15 protein-coding genes are annotated in these 17,190 nt (G+C 65.9%); 6 read left to right on the top strand and 9 right to left on the bottom strand.

Annotated features, from left to right (window positions below; all coding sequences use genetic code 11):
• Window positions 1-10: 10 nt before the first annotated feature.
• Entirely contained in the window at window positions 11-1,090 is a 1,080-nt protein-coding gene (locus tag M1D40_RS15625; RefSeq protein ID WP_461169430.1) for an ATP-dependent DNA ligase, read from the top strand.
• A gap of 31 nt (window positions 1,091-1,121) precedes the next feature.
• Here M1D40_RS15625 and M1D40_RS15620 read toward each other — a convergent pair whose 3' ends face one another.
• Window positions 1,122-1,856 carry an alpha/beta fold hydrolase gene (locus M1D40_RS15620; RefSeq protein ID WP_461169429.1) on the bottom strand — a complete coding sequence of 245 codons (735 nt, stop codon included), beginning with the start codon at window positions 1,854-1,856 and terminating at the stop codon, window positions 1,122-1,124.
• A 126-nt stretch (window positions 1,857-1,982) separates the two neighbouring features.
• On the opposite strand from M1D40_RS15620, the gene M1D40_RS15615 reads away from it, so the two are divergent.
• Entirely contained in the window at window positions 1,983-2,645 is a 663-nt protein-coding gene (locus M1D40_RS15615) for a helix-turn-helix transcriptional regulator (RefSeq protein ID WP_461171071.1), read from the top strand.
• On the opposite strand, the gene M1D40_RS15610 is transcribed toward M1D40_RS15615, so the two are convergent.
• A complete protein-coding gene (locus tag M1D40_RS15610; RefSeq protein WP_461169428.1) occupies window positions 2,642-3,742 on the bottom strand; it encodes an SGNH/GDSL hydrolase family protein in 1,101 nt (366 codons plus the stop codon). The two genes, M1D40_RS15615 and M1D40_RS15610, sit on opposite strands and share 4 nt — an antisense overlap.
• A 270-nt stretch (window positions 3,743-4,012) precedes the next feature.
• Here M1D40_RS15610 and paaZ point away from each other — a divergent pair, with 270 nt between their 5' ends.
• Both paaZ and M1D40_RS15600 read left to right on the top strand, forming a co-directional pair.
• Entirely contained in the window at window positions 4,013-6,106 is a 2,094-nt protein-coding gene (gene paaZ / locus M1D40_RS15605) for a phenylacetic acid degradation bifunctional protein PaaZ (protein WP_461169427.1), read from the top strand.
• A gap of 357 nt (window positions 6,107-6,463) precedes the next feature.
• A complete protein-coding gene (locus M1D40_RS15600; RefSeq protein WP_461169426.1) occupies window positions 6,464-8,335 on the top strand; it encodes an HNH endonuclease signature motif containing protein in 1,872 nt (623 codons plus the stop codon).
• Between the two features lie 50 nt (window positions 8,336-8,385).
• On the opposite strand, the gene M1D40_RS15595 is transcribed toward M1D40_RS15600, so the two are convergent.
• From M1D40_RS15595 to M1D40_RS15580, 4 genes are all read right to left on the bottom strand, one after another.
• The gene (locus M1D40_RS15595; RefSeq protein ID WP_461169425.1) at window positions 8,386-9,012 is read right to left on the bottom strand and encodes a TetR/AcrR family transcriptional regulator; all 627 of its coding nucleotides are present in this window, start codon (window positions 9,010-9,012) and stop codon (window positions 8,386-8,388) included.
• Window positions 9,013-9,047: 35 nt separating this feature from the next.
• A complete protein-coding gene (gene paaK / locus M1D40_RS15590; RefSeq protein WP_341395317.1) occupies window positions 9,048-10,331 on the bottom strand; it encodes a phenylacetate--CoA ligase PaaK in 1,284 nt (427 codons plus the stop codon).
• A gap of 139 nt (window positions 10,332-10,470) precedes the next feature.
• Window positions 10,471-10,941, bottom strand: a complete 471-nt coding sequence (locus M1D40_RS15585) for a hotdog fold thioesterase (protein ID WP_341395285.1) — start codon at window positions 10,939-10,941, stop codon at window positions 10,471-10,473.
• Between the two features lie 126 nt (window positions 10,942-11,067).
• Complete coding sequence (locus M1D40_RS15580; RefSeq protein ID WP_461169424.1) at window positions 11,068-11,814, bottom strand: formylglycine-generating enzyme family protein; 747 nt, start codon at window positions 11,812-11,814, stop codon at window positions 11,068-11,070.
• A gap of 312 nt (window positions 11,815-12,126) precedes the next feature.
• On the opposite strand from M1D40_RS15580, the gene M1D40_RS15575 reads away from it, so the two are divergent.
• A complete protein-coding gene (locus M1D40_RS15575) occupies window positions 12,127-12,870 on the top strand; it encodes a DedA family protein (RefSeq protein ID WP_461169423.1) in 744 nt (247 codons plus the stop codon).
• 117 nt (window positions 12,871-12,987) lie between these two features.
• On the opposite strand, the gene M1D40_RS15570 is transcribed toward M1D40_RS15575, so the two are convergent.
• Window positions 12,988-15,162: a S9 family peptidase gene (locus M1D40_RS15570; protein ID WP_461169422.1), complete on the bottom strand. Its 2,175-nt coding sequence runs from the start codon at window positions 15,160-15,162 to the stop codon at window positions 12,988-12,990.
• A 129-nt stretch (window positions 15,163-15,291) separates the two neighbouring features.
• On the opposite strand from M1D40_RS15570, the gene M1D40_RS15565 reads away from it, so the two are divergent.
• Window positions 15,292-16,005, top strand: a complete 714-nt coding sequence (locus tag M1D40_RS15565) for an ArsR/SmtB family transcription factor (RefSeq protein ID WP_461169421.1) — start codon at window positions 15,292-15,294, stop codon at window positions 16,003-16,005.
• A gap of 31 nt (window positions 16,006-16,036) precedes the next feature.
• On the opposite strand, the gene M1D40_RS15560 is transcribed toward M1D40_RS15565, so the two are convergent.
• Both M1D40_RS15560 and M1D40_RS15555 read right to left on the bottom strand, forming a co-directional pair.
• Window positions 16,037-16,762: a hypothetical protein gene (locus M1D40_RS15560; protein ID WP_461169420.1), complete on the bottom strand. Its 726-nt coding sequence runs from the start codon at window positions 16,760-16,762 to the stop codon at window positions 16,037-16,039.
• The gene (locus tag M1D40_RS15555) at window positions 16,749-17,138 is read right to left on the bottom strand and encodes a PadR family transcriptional regulator (protein ID WP_461169419.1); all 390 of its coding nucleotides are present in this window, start codon (window positions 17,136-17,138) and stop codon (window positions 16,749-16,751) included. The genes M1D40_RS15560 and M1D40_RS15555 overlap by 14 nt, the downstream gene beginning before the upstream one ends.
• Window positions 17,139-17,190: the final 52 nt, after the last annotated feature.

Raw genomic sequence — 17,190 nt, 5'->3', positions numbered from 1 at the left:
GAATGGGCCCATGAAACTTCCGGACCTGCCGCCCGTGGCCCCCATGCTGGCCAAAGCCGTCACCGCCCTGCCCGAGGGGGAGTACTCCTACGAGCCGAAGTGGGACGGCTTCCGCTCCATCATCTTCCGGGACGGAGATGATCTGGAGATCGGCAGCCGCAATGAAAAACCGATGACCCGCTACTTTCCCGAACTCGTTCAGGCATTGAAGGACAACCTGCCGGAGCGCTGCGTGGTGGACGGCGAAATTATCCTGATCAGCGCCTCCGGTGAACGGCTGGATTTTGAAGTGCTGCAGCAGCGCATCCATCCCGCGGCCAGCCGGGTGAAGCTCCTCGCAGAGCAGACCCCGGCGGCCTTCGCCGCCTTTGACCTGCTGGCACTGGATGACACCAGTTACCTTGAGCGGCCGTACGCCGAACGCCGGGCAGCGCTGGAAGAGGCTCTGGCGGAAGCGAAGGCGCCGGTGTACCTGACGGCTGCCACCACCGATCCGGAGACCGCGCAGCGCTGGTTCGGCGAGTTTGAGGGCGCCGGACTGGACGGCATCGTGGCCAAGCCGCTGAACGATCCCTATCAGCCCGGCAAGCGGACCATGGCCAAGTTCAAGCACGAGCGGACTGCGGACTGCGTGCTGGCCGGCTACCGGGTGCATAAGAGCGGGCCGGATGCGGTGGGCTCGCTGCTGCTGGGAATCTATAACGACGACGGCGAACTCACCAACGTGGGCGTCGCGGGAGCCTTCACGATGGCCCGGCGGAAGGAGCTGTTCTCCGAACTCCAGCCGCTGATCAGCGACTCCGCGGACCACCCCTGGACGGCGGACAAGCAGGACGCCGGAACCCGGACGCCGCGGAACTCGGAGGGCAGCCGCTGGAGCGGGAACAAGGACCTGTCCTTTGTGCCGCTGCGGCCCGAACGCGTGGTGGAGGTCAAGTACGACCACATGGAAGGCGAACGCTTCCGTCATACCGCCCAGTTCCTGCGCTGGCGTCCGGACCGCACTCCCGAGTCCTGCACCTACGGCCAGCTCGAGGAACCGGTGAAATTCGACCTGGCCGAGGTGCTGACGGTTCCCGCCGACGCCTAGGCGTACTTGCCCCGCGCGGTGTGCGTGCTGTTCAGCTGAGCCGGGAAGCCGCTGTTTGTATGGCCTCGGCGAGGTCGCGCGGGCGGCTCCACATGGGCCAGTGCCCCGTCGGGAGGTCGACGACGTCGAGGTGCTCGATGTTGGTGACTTCGGCAAACACGGCATGGCCTGCGCGGGCCAGCTCCATCACCTGCGCGCCCGGGATTGAGCAGCAGACCAGGGTGGTGCGGACCTTGCGGCGGGCATCGTTCATGAGCTCGACTGGCTGGCGAAGCACAGGGCCGGGCTGAGGCACGGCCCGGGCGCGGAATCGCTCGAGGGCCTCTGCGCTCAAGCCTTCGAGGCTCGCCTGCTGTGCGAGGACGTCGAAGGACGGCAGCGGAAGCCCCTCCACCCCGTCGGGGAAGTCCGGGGCAAAGGCGCTGCCCGCCGACACCGGGCCCGAGTCAACCCACACTACCCGTTGAACAAGCCCCGGGTGCCGGTCAAGGACAAGGCTGACGGGGAAGTTCGCCCCGCTGTGGGCGACGATGACCGCGGGCTGGCCTTCGGAGACCCCGAGCCGGGCGAAGACTTCCAGGACCGCTGCAACCTGGTCATCGAGAGTCTTAGCCGCACGGTGCGGATCGTCGCCGTCGAGTCCGGGCAGTGTCACGGCGACTGAGTGGCTGGCAGTCAGATGATCAAGGACTTCATCCCACGCCCAAGCGCCCAGCCAGTGGCCGGCGATGAGAACGATGGCGGGATTGCTCGTAGTAGTTGTCATGTCACTACATTCGTAGGCAATGCGGGCAGCGGTATGTCACTATTTGTGGCATGGATTTAAAGCGCACTGAACAGTGATGCGGACTCAACAGTGAAGCGGGCAGAACGGCTCCATGCCCTGTCCGAGATGCTGCGCCGGAACGGATCACGGGGCTGCTCCGCCGAGCGGCTGGCTGGAGAGTTCGGCGTGTCAGTACGCACAGTCAAGCGGGACCTCGCCGCGCTGGAGAACAGCGGCGCGCCCGTATGGTCGCGCCCGGGCCCGGGCGGCGGCTACGGACTGGCCGCAGGCGCGTCCCTGCCGCCTGTCAGCCTGTCCCCGGCCCAAGCCGTGGCGCTCATGGCGGCCGTGTCCGCTGCACCCGATGCCCCCTACGCCGATCTGGCAGCAGCCGGCATCCAGAAGATCCTGGACGTCCTCGATCCCAAAACCCGGGCAAGAGCCGAAGAGCTGGCCGGCCGCGTCTGGGTCAATCCAATTGCGTCCTCGTCACGCATCGTCAGGTCTGCGCTGGAGGAGGCGATGGCCGAGCAGCGGGTAGTCCGTATTTGCTACACATCGAGAGACGGGACCACGACAACCCGCGACGTCGAACCCGTGCTGTTCGCCTCGACGAACGGTCAGTGGTACTTGATTGGGTGGTGCCTGCTGCGAAACGCAATGCGATGGTTCACCGTGTCGCGCATCGAGCGGGCCAGCGTAACCAACACGGCGTGCAGCGGCCATGCCGTCCACGAGGTCGGAGAGCCTCCGCCGAATGCCAGGCCGGTGCACGGCCGTGCGCGCTAGCCCCGGCCGCCGCGGCAGCCTCCGCCGTGCCGATCAGGGTTCAGCAGCTCAACGGACTCCGTGATGGCCGCGAAGTAGCCCTCCCGGTATCCCGCGGCGTTGGGATGCAGGGAAAAGGGTTCGTTCAGGGAAAGGATCCAGGGATCGGCGGAACCGATGCCATGGCCGGCAAACACCTCGGTGACATCCACGAAGGTGCCGTCCTCGCCAACCTGTGCGGCGACCACGGCATTGAGCGCGTCGGTGCCGGCGTTGAACAGGTTCTGCGCCTCAACGCTCAAAGCTCCCGGAACGGTCCCTTCGAACAGGTGCGGATAACCGGCCACCACGAGTTCGGCCCGCGGTGCGGCCTCCCGGATAGCGGCAAAGCTGGCCTGCAGCTGGGGCACGACGGCGGTTTCGGCGTAGCTCTGCGCCGCGGCTATTGCGGGAGCGCAGGTTTCCGGCAGCTCCGCTCCGAGGCAGGCAGCGACGACGGACCCGAACTGCACGTCATTGCCTCCAATCGTGACGGTGACCAGATCGGTCTGCCGGTTCAGCAGATTGGCTGAGACAGCGGTGGAAATCTGCTCGGGCAGGTCCACGGGCCCGGCTGGAGGAGCAGGTTCTGTGGTGAGGGCCGTGGCGCCGCCGCAGGCCTGGAAGCTGTCCAGTTCCACGCGCGGAAGGGCATCCAGCAGCGTGGGATAGCCCTCGGCGGTGCGGCCGCAGGTGTCCAGCACCGGTCCGCCGCCGAAACCCGACGCGTAGGAATCCCCGAAGGCAACGTAATCCACGGTGCGGCCCTTGCCGTGCCCGCCGCCCCCGTTGCCGTTGCCGTGACCGCCGCCGTGCCCGTTGCCGTGACCGCCGCCGTGCCCGCCGCCCCTTCCGCCGTCGATGCCGTGTCCGGACTCCCATCCCGAAGCCGAGGCGGAATCAGGCGCCGCACCCGGCATTTCACCCGGAGCTGCTACGGCCGTGCCGGGGAGGGCCGCCGTCAGGCCCAGCGCCAGGGCGCCGATGACTCCCGCGCGCCGCAGCCGTGGGGAATGCGGAAGAAACGGACGGCCGGCGTCCGGGTTGCTTCGGTTGGTCAAGGCTTCAAGCTCGCGCATGGTCGCTCCTTTGCGATGGGGTCCCACCAAAGATCGGGTCCCACCAAAGTAGCCCCGTGCGCTGCCGGGGACAGCAGAAGCACCCCTCCGGACCGCGGAATCGAGTACATTTCCCGTTGCCTGCTGTGTTTCAGGGCACAGTTTCCTGTACGCTGATTTCATTACCGACCGTCCGGTCAGTTTATCCTGCGGGCCTTCTTCCGCTCGGTGCTGCCGCAGACGGGACCGCCCGCCGCGGCCAGGATCAATGTTTGAAAGGGCCAGTCGAAGATGACATCCACTGCCATAGACGTCCAAATCGTTCCCAGCTACGTCCGCGATTCCTGGTGGACACCGGACCGCTCCGAGCTGACCGCCGCCGAGCCTGCTGAAGTCCGTGATGCCAGCACCGGAGAGCCGCTGGCACTCGTCAGCACCGCCGGGCTGGACCTGGCTGCCGCCGTCGAACACGGCCGCACCGTCGGCCGCCGCGGTTTGCAGCAGCTCACCTTCCACCAGCGCGCCTTGAAGCTCAAGGAACTCGCGACCTACCTGAACGCGCACCGGGACGAACTGTACGAGGTCTCCGCCCGCAGCGGCGCCACCCGCAAGGATTCCCTGGTGGATATTGACGGCGGCATTGGGGTGCTGTTCACCTTCGGCTCGAAGGGCCGGCGGGAACTTCCCAATTCCACCGTGCTGGTGGACGGTCCCGCCGAGATCCTCTCCAAGGACGGGTCGTTCCTGGGCGAACACATCTTCACCTCCCTGCCCGGCGTCGCGGTGCAAATCAATGCCTTCAACTTCCCCGTCTGGGGCATGCTGGAAAAGCTTGCACCCGCTTTCATCGCCGGGGTGCCCAGCATCGTCAAACCGGCCACGCCCACCGGATACCTGACCGCCGAGGCAGTGAAACTGATTGTGGATTCCGGGATCCTGCCTGCGGGGTCCCTCCAGCTGATCTCCGGGTCCGCCCGCGACCTGCTCGATCATTTGGACTACCGCGACTACGTCTCCTTCACCGGCTCCGCCTCCACCTCGAAGCTGTTGAAGGCCCACCCCAACGTGGCAGAGGGCGGAGTCCGCTTCACCTGCGAAACCGACTCCCTGAACGCAGCCATTCTGGGACCCGACGCCGTCCCCGGAACACCGGAATTTGATGCCTTCGTGAAGTCCCTCGTCACGGAAATCACCGTCAAAGCGGGCCAAAAGTGCACCAGCATCCGCCGTGCCATTGTGCCGGCGGCCCTGGTGGACGACGTCGTCGCCGCAGCGGGCCAGCGCATCGACGAGCGCGTGGTCCTGGGTGACCCCCGCGCCGAGGGCGTCACCATGGGTGCCCTGGCCTCCACCGAACAGCTCGAAGGTGTGCGCTCCTCGGTCCAGACCCTGCTGGACGCAGGTGCCACCCTTGCCTACGGCTCGCTGGATGCTCCGGAAGTTGTCCTCGCGGACGGAAGCCGCGGGGTTGCGGCCGACGGCGCGTTCCTGGCTCCGATCCTGCTGACCTGGCCGGACAACAGTGCGGAGGCACTGCACTCGGTGGAAGCTTTCGGTCCGGTGGCTTCGGTGATCGGGTACGACGACGCCGCGGACGCCGTGCGCCTGGCTGCCCTGGGCAGCGGGTCGCTGGTAGCCACGGTCTGCACCAACGATCCGGCCATCGCACGTGAACTGACCCTGGGCATTGCCGCCCATCACGGACGCGTGCTCATCCTGAACCGGGAAGACGCCCGCACCTCCACCGGTCACGGTTCTCCGGTCCCGCATCTGGTTCACGGCGGACCCGGACGTGCCGGCGGCGGTGAAGAGCTCGGCGGCATGCGTTCCGTGCTTCACCACATGCAGCGCACCGCGGTTCAGGGCTCTCCGAACATGCTCACCGCCCTGACCGGGATCTGGCATACCGGTGCGGACCGCAACTTCGACGGCACCCACCCGTTCCGCAAGGACCTTTCGGAACTGAAAATTGGCGACGCTGTCCGCTCGGACCTGCGTGAGGTCAGCTTGGAAGACATCACTGCCTTCGCCAACAGCACCGGCGATACCTTCTACGCGCACACCAACCAGGAAGCGGCTGAAGCCAATCCGTTCTTCCCCGGCATCGTGGCCCACGGCTACCTGCTGCTGTCCTGGGCTGCCGGACTGTTTGTGGAACCTGCTCCGGGACCGGTGCTGGCCAACTACGGACTGGAAAACCTGCGCTTCATCACACCCGTTGCGGCGGGCGATTCCATCCGGGTCACTCTTACCGCCAAGAAGATCACTCCGCGCGAGACCGACGAGTACGGCGAGGTGGCCTGGGACGCGCTGCTGACCAACCAGAATGACGAGATTGTCGCGACCTACGACGTTCTGACCCTCGTCGAAAAGAAGCGCAGCTAGCATTTGGTCGCTGGTCGCTGGTCGCTGGTCGCTGGTCGCTGGTCGCTGGTCGCTGGTCGCTGGTCGCTGGTCGCTGGGCGCTGAGTCGCTGAGTCGCGACTGACCGCGGGGATCGCGGTGAATCACGGCTGACCCTTTGCTGAAACGCTGCTGAACCGCGGCCGGGCCCTTGGGGGTCCGGCCGCGGGTCATTTCCCGCCGTTTCCCCACTGACCCGCCCGTATGGCCCGTTCGAAACTCAAGCAGGTAGTCGGCCAAAAAAGTCGGGTATTTGGGGTGCCGAAATAGGGCCTGTTTTGGGCTGTTGGGGGCTCTTTTGGCGGCGGAAATGTCAGAGGCAGGTGAAAGCCTGAAGGCATGGATCAGCACAGGACTTTTCCCGGTTCCGAGCGGTTCGGCGAGCAGGCTGCCGGCACCGCCCTCGGCGTCGGCCCCACCGCCGGCGGGGAGGCCGCTGCACCGCCCGGTTACTCGGTTTTCCACGCCGTATCAGCTGCTGTCGGTGCCTCCTCTTCTGCTACCTCTTTGGCTGCTGCTCCGGGTCGTTCCGATTCGCCCCCGGCTTCCGGCGACACTGCTTTCAGCGCCAGCGCCACCACTACTGCTTCCGACGACACTGTTGTTTCCGGTGATGCGGCCGGGAGTGCCTGCCAACACGGGTTATCCGGTTCTCTGGTTCTGCAGGGCGCGGATGCGCTGGATGAGCAGACTGCCGGTGCTGTGCTCTCCCGCCTGGATCATCTGATGCGGTGGGCGCAGGCGCAGCAGGCTAAGGTCCTGCACCGGATGGAGAGTATTTACCGGGACGAGATGCATTTCCCGTCCGGAAAGCCTGATCCGGGTATGGCGTTCAGTCTTGCGGCGTCGGAGGCAGCAGCGATCCTTTGCGTGCCGCAGAGTACCGGGCAGCGGTTGATGTCTGAGGCGGGCAGTCTCTGCGGCGTTCATGCCGTGACTCTGGGCAATCTGGAGCAGGGCGGGATCAGTTACGGTCATGCTCAGACGGTGTTGGATCAGTGCCAGGACATCGAAGCTGTGGGGCTTCCGGGGTTCGAGGCAAAGTTGCTGGAGGCTGCAGCGGGTCAGACTGCGGCTCAGTTCCGGGTGCGGGCGCGGCGGTTGCGGGAAAACCAGTATCCGCAGGGCATTGTCCAGCGCCAGCTGAGTGCGTTGGAGAAGCGCAAGGTGTGTCTGGAGCCTGCGGCGGATGGAATGTCCTGGCTCTCGGCGTTCCTGCCGGCGGAGAACGCGCAGTCGATCTTCACTCAGCTGAGCAGGGCTGCCCGGGGTGAGCAGGCTGATGGTGATCCCCGCAGGGTGGATGAGTTGCGGGCGGACATCCTTCAGGACCTGCTTATGTCCGGCGGCGGTCACCCCTGTGGTGGGCAGGGATCGGCGGGCGCGGACTTATCCGGTGTTCGCCCCGGTGGCCGTTCTGGCACCGCGGGGGACCCGTTCAGCACCGGGCAGGACGCCGGCGCGGGTGCATCCGGCACCGCCGCCGGCATTGGCACCGGCGCCGGTTGTGGCAGTGATGCCAGCACCGATGCCCGGGCCCGGGCCAGGGCCAGGGCCAGGGCCAGGGCTGGGGCTAGGGCGGAGATTCTGGTGCTGATCAGCGCTGAAACCCTCTTCGGCGCGGACGATCAGCCGGCGGAGTTGCATGGTTACGGGCCGATCAGTCCGGAAGCCGCCCGCCGGATGGCCCGGGAGGCAGGGAAATGGACGCCGGTGGAGCGGGATCCGGACACTGAGGAAATCGTGCGGGTGGGACGCCGAAGGAAAGTCCGGGCCGGACTTCAACGGTGGCTGCGGGCCCGGGACGGGACCTGCCGGTTCCCGGGGTGCCGGACGAATGCGGTGATTTCCGAGATCGATCACACCAAGCCGTGGGTGCAGGGCGGGGCCACGGATCATGACAACCTCGAGCATTTGTGCCGGAGGCACCACATGTTCAAAACCAAGGGGTTTTGGAAGGCCTGCCAGCCGGCGGCCGGGGTCATTGAGTGGACATCGCCGGGAGGACGAACTTACCGTACCGAACCGCACCTGGCTCTTGCTCCGGTCATGCAGGGAACCGGCCCGGACGGTGCTGGGGACCGGTCCGCCGCGGCTGTCCGTGCAGATTCCCGGACCGTGCCCCACGTAGATTCCCGGACGGTCACGGCCACGGACACGCGGGCAGGCAGCAGCGCGGATGACTACGGGGATGACCCGCCGCCGTTCTAAGGCAGCCGGGGAGGGATGCCAGTGGAAATGCGGTCGGCGGAGGAAATCAGCTAGCTGCGGTGCAGTCCGTGGAAAACCATGGAGATGATGTCGTCGGCCAGCTGGTCCGGCGAAATCGGGCCGCCCGGCTTGTACCACTCCACTATGGAGTTGATCGTGCCGAACAGCAGCCGCGTGGTGGTGCGCGGGTCGATGTCGCTGCGCAGCGATCCCTCGCTCCGGGCAGCGTCCACGAGCTTCGCGACGCGGTGGTCGAACTCCCGGCGCCGGGCCAGCGCGTCGCGTTCGATCTCCGTATTGCCCCGCAGCCGCAGCAGGAGCGTCACAAACGGCAGCCGTTCGGTAAGGACCTTGATGGTGCCGCGCAGCACGAACTCCAGCTGCTCGTCCGCCGGACCGTTGGAGGCACGAGCATCATCGAGCACGGCCTCCAGTCCGCCCAGCGCATTGTCCAGGGCCAGCCGCAGCAGATCGCCCTTGGACGGGACGTGGTGGTAAATCGCGGACTTCGTAATGCCCAGGTTTTCCGCCAGAATGCCCATGGAGGTGGCCTCATAGCCGTGTTTGTTGAACACGTCGACGGCGATGGTCAGGATCGACTGCTGATCGTATCCGGGACGGCCGCGGCGGTTCCCGGCGGCGGCCGGGCCGGCAGCTGTGGCTGGAGTGGAAGGCATGGATCCTATTTTCTCATGAACGTTCGGATGGCCGGTCAGCTTTGGACGAGTCCGGCGTCCTTGCTGCGCAGGTCATAGATCCGGCGCAGCTTGCCGCTGGAGCGCGCCAGGGTCCCCGGTTCGGCTACATGGACCGTGCAGGAGGACCCGATATGGATCTTGATCTGGGACTTGAGCTCGGCAGCAGCGCTGCTGCAGTCGTCGGAACTGGAGTTTTCCCGGCGTTCAATCTTGACCGTCAGCTCGTCCATCCGGTCCGGCCGGGTGATTTCCAACTGGAAGTGCGGGCTCAGGGCAGGAATCCGGAGGGCGATTTCTTCGATCTGGCTGGGGAACAGGTTCACGCCGCGCAGGATGATCATGTCATCGCTGCGTCCGGTGATCCGGCCCATCCGGCGCATACCGGGCCGGGCAGTCCCGGGCAACAGCCGGGTCAGGTCATGGGTGCGGTAACGGATGATCGGCAGCGCTTCCTTGGTCAGGGAGGTGAAGACCAGTTCGCCTGGTTCGCCGTCGCCGAGCACTCGGGTCTCATCGAACGGGTCAATGATCTCCGGCCGGAAGTGGTCCTCCCAAATATGGGTGCCGTCCTTGGTCTCCACGCATTCACCGGCAACACCTGGGCCCATCACCTCGGACAAGCCATAAATGTCGCAGGCGTCGAGGTCCATCAGGACTTCCAGCTCGTGGCGCATTTCCTCGGTCCAGGGTTCGGCGCCCAGGACGGCGTTCTTCAGCGAAGTGGAGCGCGGATCAATCCCGGCGGTGCGCATGGCATCGGCAATCGTCAGCAGATAAGTGGGAGTGCACAGGATGGTGTCCGGCTCAAAGTCCTGGATCAGCTGGATCTGCCGCTCGGTCTGTCCGCCGGACATCGGAATCACGGTGCAGCCCAGCTTCTCCGCGCCGGCATGAGCGCCCAGGCCGCCGGTGAACAGTCCGTAGCCGTAGGCGTTGTGCACCTTGTAGCTGGGCTTCACACCCGAGGCACGCAGTGAACGCGCCACCAGTGTGGCCCACCGGTCCAGGTCGCCTGCGGTGTAACCGACGACGGTGGGGCGGCCGGTGGTTCCCGAAGAAGCATGGATCCGCGCCACCTGATTCTGCGGAACGGCAAACATGCCGAACGGGTAGGTCTGGCGCAGGTCTTCCTTGGTCGTGTACGGGAACTTGGCCAGGTCCGACAGTTCCTTCAGGTCCTCGGGACGGACACCGGCGTCGTCGAACTTCTGCGTGTACAGCGGTACCCGCTCGTAGGCATATTTCACGGTGTGCTGCAGGCGGGTGAGCTGAAGGGCCTCGATCTCGTCGCGGCTCATCCGCTCTTCGGGATCGAGCGTTGCCGGGTCTGCGGCGGTGGATTTCACGGGTGCGGCGGTGGTTTTCAAGGCATGCCCTTTGGATAGCGGACCGGAAGTGGGGGAACGAAGGGTGAGCGAGTCGGGTTCTGGCGGAAGCTCAGGCTCGGGAGTGGTGGCGGGGATTGGGGATGGAACGGGAGCGGCCGCGGAATTCGGCAACCACACGGCTGCCTTCAGGACCCGAAGCCGTGATTTCGATGTCATAGAGGCCGCTGCGGCCGGCGGAAACCCGGTGTACGGCCACGGCCCGAAGGGTCTCCCCGGGCAGAGCCGACGAGATGAAATTGATGTCCGCGCCGGCCGCCACGGTAATCAGCTCCATGTCCGCCAGTGAGGCGGCGTCCGCCGGATTGCAGGCCAGGGCGAAGGCCGTGTCGGCAAAGGCAAAGACCATGCCGCCGTGCGCGATGCTAAAGCCGTTGAGCATATCGGCGCGGAGCTCCATGCTGATGGTTGCCTCACCCGGGGCCAGATGCTCGACGGCGAGTCCGAGCCAGCGGGCCACGGTGTCGTCCTCCAGGATGGGGTGGATCAGCGTGCCCTGCGCAGCGACATCGATGTCAGCCATGGGACCCTCTCGTTTTATTTACCGAATGTTCATTAGGTAATCCTGTGAGGGCTGTCACTGTCAAGCCGGACCGTGAAAGGTTCCGCTCGCGGTGTACCAACGAGGTCATAAACTGCCGAGCCGAAGCTAGAGCCTCCGGCGCGTCCAGCCTGAAGGCCAAGCTTCCGTTGATGCGCCGCGCTCCCTGTCGGCAGGGCCGGACCAGCCCTGTGTCTCTTGGGCGGGGGCAAAGGCTCCACGGGCGAGGCGAAATCCAAGGTCCGGATGGCTCATTCCGGGTGCTCCGCCCCGGCGTGCAGATGCACGGACATTCCACGGTTTGTCAGCAAAACCGCCGCCGCGGAAAACCCGGTAGTCGCCGTATCTGGCCGGGTCGAGCAGGTCCCAGCACCACTCCCACACGTTGCCGAGAGTGTCGTGCAACCCGAAGCCGTTCGGGCGTTTCAGCCCCACATCCTGCAGGCGTTTTCCCCCGTCATGCTCCGTCCATGCCACCAGCTCAAGCGGCCCGTAGTGCGGCCCTGATGTACCGGCACGGCAGGCGTACTCCCACTCCGCTTCCGTTGGAAGGCGATAGCCCGCCGAGTCCGTGTGCCACACGACGTCCCCCTCGTGGAAGGTGTAGGCGGGGTCGATGCCGGCAGATGCTGATGCCTTGTTGCAGAACGCAACCGCGTCGATCCAGCTGACGTCGACTGCCGGCACGCGCGTACCTTGACTGTTGCTTCCGGGAGCGTCGGCGTACAGAAACGCAGTTACGGGTACCGGGCTGATTTCAAACGATTTGAGGTTCACGCTCCACCGGCGCTTCCGCCTCGCGTCGTGCAGTTCCACCCGGCCGGCGGGAAGGCGGCGGAGGTCAGGGGTGTCCATTCGCTAATGCTCTCACTCACGGCAAAGCTCTCACCTACGGCAACGATCTCAATCAGAGCCTCGCTACAGGAAGCGACGGGTGCCTTCCTGCCATCTTCCTGCGGCTGGACGCCCTTTTCCGGGCGGCCGGGACACGGCACAGGCCCGTGCCGTACGTTGAAGAGGTGATAGTTTTCGACGCCGCGGCAGCGGCCTGCGGGGTTGGGGCTGGGGCCCTGGCAACGGCCTGCGGAGCTAGGGCAACGGCCTGCGCGGCTGGGGCGGCGGCAGCATCCGCGGCTGGGGCACCGGCCTGCGGGGCCGTGGTGGCCTGTGCTCCCTGAATGGCTGGATCCGCAGGTCTTTCTGGCGGATCCGGCATTGGGGCCCTGGATGGTGCTGGTGGTCTGCGGCATTGTTTTTGCCGAAACAGGGCTGCTGGTGGGGTTTTTCCTGCCCGGAGACACGCTGCTGTTCACCGCAGGGCTCCTGGTGGCCACCGGAACGGTGGACGTCAACGTCTGGCTGCTGGGGCTGCTGATTTCCCTGTCAGCGTTTACGGGGGATCAGCTGGGCTACTGGATTGGCCGGCGGGCCGGGCCGGCGGTGTTTTCCCGGCCCGATTCCCGGTTTTTCCGAAGCGAGAATGTAGACCGCGCCGAGGTGTTCTTCGCCCGGCACGGCGGCAAGGCGATCACGCTGGCCCGCTTCGTCGGCATTGTCCGGACCTTCACTCCGGTGGTGGCCGGCGTGGGCAAGATGCGCTATTCCGCCTATGTTATGTTCGACGCGGCCGGCGCCCTGCTGTGGGGGATGGGGCTGACGCTGCTGGGGTACGTCCTCGGGGACCGGTTCCCGTTCATCCGCGACCATCTGGACCTGATTATCGTGGGTGTTGTCCTGCTGACCGTGGCTACCATTTCGCTCACCCTGCTGCAGCAGAACAAGCGGGCGGCTCCCAAGGACCGTTCCCGGAACAAGCAGTCGCCAAACAAGCAATCGCCGAACAAGCAATCGCCGAATAAGGAATCCCCCAAGCGGCCCCTGAACAAGCCGGCGCCTGAGCCGGGCGACTGAACGCCCGGCCCAGGCCGACAATGCGGGAAGTCGTTATCCGGCGGTCCCGCCGGAAATCGCCGGCCGATATTACCGCCGGAAAACGCCCCGAAATTACCGCCGGAAAACGCCCCGAAATTACTCTCCGGCGGTGTGAGCCGGGATCGGATCAACGGCGTCCAGTGCGTCCAGCACAAAGGCATAGTCCCAGGCCCGGTCCTTCCAGGCCTCGTACCGGCCGGATGCTCCGCCGTGTCCGCCGTCCATCTCAATCTTCATGACGATCGGTTCGGAACCGGTGGTCACCTCGCGCAGTTTGGCGACCCACTTGGCGGGCTCGGTGTACAGCACGCGGGTGTCGTTGAAGGAAGTCACCGCGGCAATGCGCGGGTAGTCCACGGCCCGGATGTTCTCGTACGGGGTGTACTCCTTCATGTACCGGTAAACCTCGGGGTCGGTGATGGGGTTGCCCCATTCCTCCCACTCCAGAGCCGACAGCGGCAGGTCCGGATCCAGGATGGTGGTCAGGGCGTCCACGAAGGGCACCTGCGCCACGATCGCCCGGTACTTCTCGGGGGCCAGGTTGGCCACGGCACCCATCAGCAGTCCGCCGGCAGATCCGCCCATGGCGGCGATCCGGTTCGGGTCCACCCATCCGGAGGAAGCAATGTAGTCGGTGGCGGCCACGAAGTCGGTGAAGGTGTTCTTCTTCTGCAGCTTCTTGCCCTGGTCGTACCAGGTCCGGCCCATTTCACCGCCGCCGCGGATGTGGGCGACGACGAAGATGACGCCGCGGTCCAACAGGGACAGCCGGGCCACGCTGAAGGCGGGGTCCATGCTGATTTCGTAGCTGCCGTACGCGTAAACCAGTGCGGGGTTGCTGCCGTCCTGCTTCACCTCGGCGCGGCGCAGCACCGACAGGGGGATCCGGGTACCGTCGCCTGCGGTGGCCCAGGCGCGCTCGGCAACGTATTCAGCCGGGTCGTAGCCGCCCTTGACCGGTGTCTCCTTCCGCAGTTCCAGCTCACCGGTGGCCAGCACGTAGTCGTAGACGCGCGGGGGAGTCAGGAAGGAGGTGTAGCTGAGCCGGATGATCGGGGAATCGTATTCGGCGTTGGCCAGGTTGGCCGTGTACAGCTCCTCGTCGAAGGCAGGCTCCACCGGATCGCCCTGCACCTCGGTGCCGAGACCCTCCAGCGGGAGGACCTGGACCCGCTCCGTGGTGTCCTTGCGGACCGAGACGATGACGTGGGACTTGGTGACAGCCGCACCGTTGACGCGGACGGCGTCGTCGTGCGCCACTACGGTGTTCCAGTGCTGCTCGTCCAGCGGCAGCGCGAACTCCGTCTCGGCCACGAGGGAGAGCATGGAGTTCAGCGCGTCCCTGTTGTGCGTGATTAGGTAATGGCGCTCGCCGGCAAGGGTGACGGGCTCGGCCTCGTAGAGGATGTGCTCGCTGCGCGGGATCAGGGTGCGCACCTCCCCGGCGGGATCCCCGAAGTCCAGGACCCGGTACTCGGAATATTCGGAGTTGCTGATGCCGATCAGCAGCTGCTGCCGGTCCGCGGAGAGGTCAAAGCCGGTCCACATGGCGACGTCGTCCTCCTGGTAGATGACGACGTCGTCCTCCACCGGGGTGCCCAGCGTGTGGGCCTTGATCTGGTAGGGACGCCAGGAATCGTCCACCACCGTGTAGAACACGCGGGTGCCGTCGGGGGAGAAAGCGAGCGAGTAAAAAACGTTGGTGACGGTGTCCGGCAGCAGCTCTCCGGTACGCAGGTCCTTGATCCGCAGGGTGAAGCGTTCGTCGCCGGCGTTGTCCTCGGAGTAAGCCAGCAGGTTGCCGTCTTCGGTCACGGCCAGCCCGCCGAGCGCGAAGAAGGGCTTGCCTTCGGCCTCGGCATTGCCGTCAATCAGGATCTGCTCGCCGGGCACCGGAACGCCGGGTTCGACGACGGGCGGCGTCCAGTCGGCGTCCAGGTCGCCGGTGTCCTGCGCTGCGGTGCGGCAGTGGATGGAGTACTGCTTGCCCTCTTCGGTGCGGGAGTAGTACCACCAGCCCTTCTTGCGGGCCGGCACGGAGAGGTCGGTTTCCTCGGTGCGGTTCTTGATCTCGTCGAAGATCTCCTGCCGCAGCTTCTCCTGGTGCGCAGTGACCTCTTCCATGTAGGCGTTCTCGGCCTTGAGGTGGGCTACGACGTCGGGGTTTTCCTTCTCCCGCAGCCACTCGTACTCGTCAACGAAGGTGTCTCCGTGGTGGACGCGCTCGGTGGGAACCTTTTTGGCAACGGGAGGAGTGGGAGAAGTAGTCATGCCCCGAATATATCGACCCTGCTCCGGGGGACGAAGGGCCCCGCGCTGTTTATGCTGGCGGCTTACCGGCGGGGCGCCCCGCCACCGGGAACCGCATTATGGGTTTCATGCGGCTGATAATCTGCACGCATGACAGAAGAGAGAGGCCCGGACCCTCGTCAGTCACCGAGTGAGGAGGAGGCCAAGGCCCTCGCCTCGTCGACACGGATTCGGATCCTCCGCCTGTGTCTGCGTGAGCAGCTGACCAATAAGGAGATTGCCACCCGGCTGGGAGCGAACCCCGCCACGGTGCTTTTTCATGTCCGCAAGCTGGTGGCCACCGGCTTCCTCGAAGCGCAGCAGGCACGGTCCGGCCCGAGCGGTGCGTACGAAGTCCCGTATCTGGCCACAGGCAAGATGGCGCGCCTGAATCTGGACACCCGTGACATGGGGCTGCGCGGCGCCATGGTCAGCGCTTTCGTGTCCGAAGTGGGGCAGGTTCCGGAATCCGCGGAGGTGGCGATGTCCCGCCGCGGCGTCCGCCTCACGAAGGCCGCACACGACCGGTTCCTGGACCGCGTGACGGAGCTGCTCGATGAGTTCTCCGCCGGGGATCCGGGGGAGTCGGGGGAAGGCGGGGAGCCAGGGGAAAGCGGAGAGTCTGGGGAAGCCGGGGAGGCCGGCACCCGCTACTCCATCTTTTTGGCCGTGCATCCAGAGGCTGCAGCAGGGAACCCTGAGGGGAAATCCGGGGACTCGGCCGACTCCACCACGGAGACCGGCTCCAGTACGAACACCACCGACTCCAGCAACACGGACACCGACTCCAACAACACGAACACGGACTCCAACACCGGCATCTGAGGGCCCGGCCCGGGGCACTGCCAGGGCGGCTTCAGGGCCGCAGCAGGAACCAGGCAGACAGAGCGGCCGCGGCCAGGAAGAGCATCCAGTTGCCCAGCACTTCCAGCAGCGTGAGGCCAAAGGACGGGTGCGGCGGGGCGGACAGCGGTTCCACGACCGGCTCGTCGGTGACCCCCTTCCTGAACTGCCCCCAGAGGGACGTGGCCAGCAGGACGGCTCCGCCGGCCAGCGCCAACGGAACCGCCGGAAGCGTGAAGAGCACAACGTCGCTGGCAAGTACGGCGATCACCACCTGCAGGGAAAAGAACGCCCCGCCGGCCAGGGCAACCAGCCACATTGGACGCCGGACAATGAAGCCCAGCAGCAGGGGTGCGCAGGCTGCGCCCGCCAGCCCGGTCAGGGCGAGCAGGAGGCCTGACAGTGTGACCGCAACGCTTGCATCGCTGGAGCTGACGGCTGCGGCCACAGTGAAGAAGCCGAGCAGTCCCAGGCAGCTCGGCACCAGCAAAGCGGCCCAGCCCGACCGCGACATGCGGTTGCGGGGCAGCTCCAGGTTTTCGGCATAGGCGCGGGGGTCGCCAAAAACCTCACGGGGCGAGCCGCCGGAATCGGCCAGGAACTCGCGGGCCGACGCCACGGCGTCGCCGATGACGTTCCCCGGGACGTCCCGCAGGCGAAGTTCTGTGGTGAAGTCATCGAACCAGCGGCGCGTGGCCTTTTCCGGCGGGGTGCCGTTGCGGTGGTCACGGGTTTCCATGGGTGCCCCCTTCAGGGATGCGGTTGTCTTCAGGGATCCGGTCACCGGGGTTCCGCAGAAACCCGCCCACCGTTCCGGTAAACCGGTTCCACATCTCGCACTGCTCCTCAAGCTCCCGGCGGCCTGCGGAAGTGAGGGAAAAGTACTTGCGTCCGGGGCCGCCGTCGCCGGCGCGCCACGCGGTGGTGACCCAGCCTGCGGCTTCACAGCGTGTGAGCAGCGGATACAGGGTGCCGCCCTTGACGTTCCCGAAGCCCTGTTCCTCCAGCAGGGAGGCGATGGCATATCCGTAGGTGGCGCCGCCGTCGAGCGCCTTCAGGACGCAGAGACTGAGCGTCGCCCGCATCCAGTCGCTGGGCCAGGGATTCGTGTGCACAACTAGATACTGACATGTACTAGTTTGGCTGTCTACCTAGCGCGCATCTTGA

It is taken from the genome of Arthrobacter sp. Z1-15 (assembly GCF_054792395.1).
Note: the sequence above shows the minus strand (reverse complement) of the source record. Positions and strands in the feature narration are given on the sequence as shown.

Bases quoted from the DNA above. Each gene is read 5' to 3' on its own strand.
- M1D40_RS15565 (WP_461169421.1), top strand. From the start codon at position 15,292: ATGACAGAAGAGAGAGGCCCGGACCCTCGTCAGTCACCGAGTGAGGAG.
- M1D40_RS15570 (WP_461169422.1), bottom strand. From the start codon at position 15,162: ATGACTACTTCTCCCACTCCTCCCGTTGCCAAAAAGGTTCCCACCGAG.
- paaZ (WP_461169427.1), top strand. From the start codon at position 4,013: ATGACATCCACTGCCATAGACGTCCAAATCGTTCCCAGCTACGTCCGC.
- M1D40_RS15610 (WP_461169428.1), bottom strand. From the start codon at position 3,742: ATGCGCGAGCTTGAAGCCTTGACCAACCGAAGCAACCCGGACGCCGGC.
- M1D40_RS15595 (WP_461169425.1), bottom strand. From the start codon at position 9,012: ATGCCTTCCACTCCAGCCACAGCTGCCGGCCCGGCCGCCGCCGGGAAC.
- M1D40_RS15620 (WP_461169429.1), bottom strand. From the start codon at position 1,856: ATGACAACTACTACGAGCAATCCCGCCATCGTTCTCATCGCCGGCCAC.
- M1D40_RS15560 (WP_461169420.1), bottom strand. From the start codon at position 16,762: ATGGAAACCCGTGACCACCGCAACGGCACCCCGCCGGAAAAGGCCACG.
- M1D40_RS15580 (WP_461169424.1), bottom strand. From the start codon at position 11,814: ATGGACACCCCTGACCTCCGCCGCCTTCCCGCCGGCCGGGTGGAACTG.
- M1D40_RS15585 (WP_341395285.1), bottom strand. From the start codon at position 10,941: ATGGCTGACATCGATGTCGCTGCGCAGGGCACGCTGATCCACCCCATC.
- M1D40_RS15600 (WP_461169426.1), top strand. From the start codon at position 6,464: ATGGATCAGCACAGGACTTTTCCCGGTTCCGAGCGGTTCGGCGAGCAG.
- M1D40_RS15625 (WP_461169430.1), top strand. From the start codon at position 11: ATGAAACTTCCGGACCTGCCGCCCGTGGCCCCCATGCTGGCCAAAGCC.
- M1D40_RS15615 (WP_461171071.1), top strand. From the start codon at position 1,983: ATGCTGCGCCGGAACGGATCACGGGGCTGCTCCGCCGAGCGGCTGGCT.
- paaK (WP_341395317.1), bottom strand. From the start codon at position 10,331: ATGAGCCGCGACGAGATCGAGGCCCTTCAGCTCACCCGCCTGCAGCAC.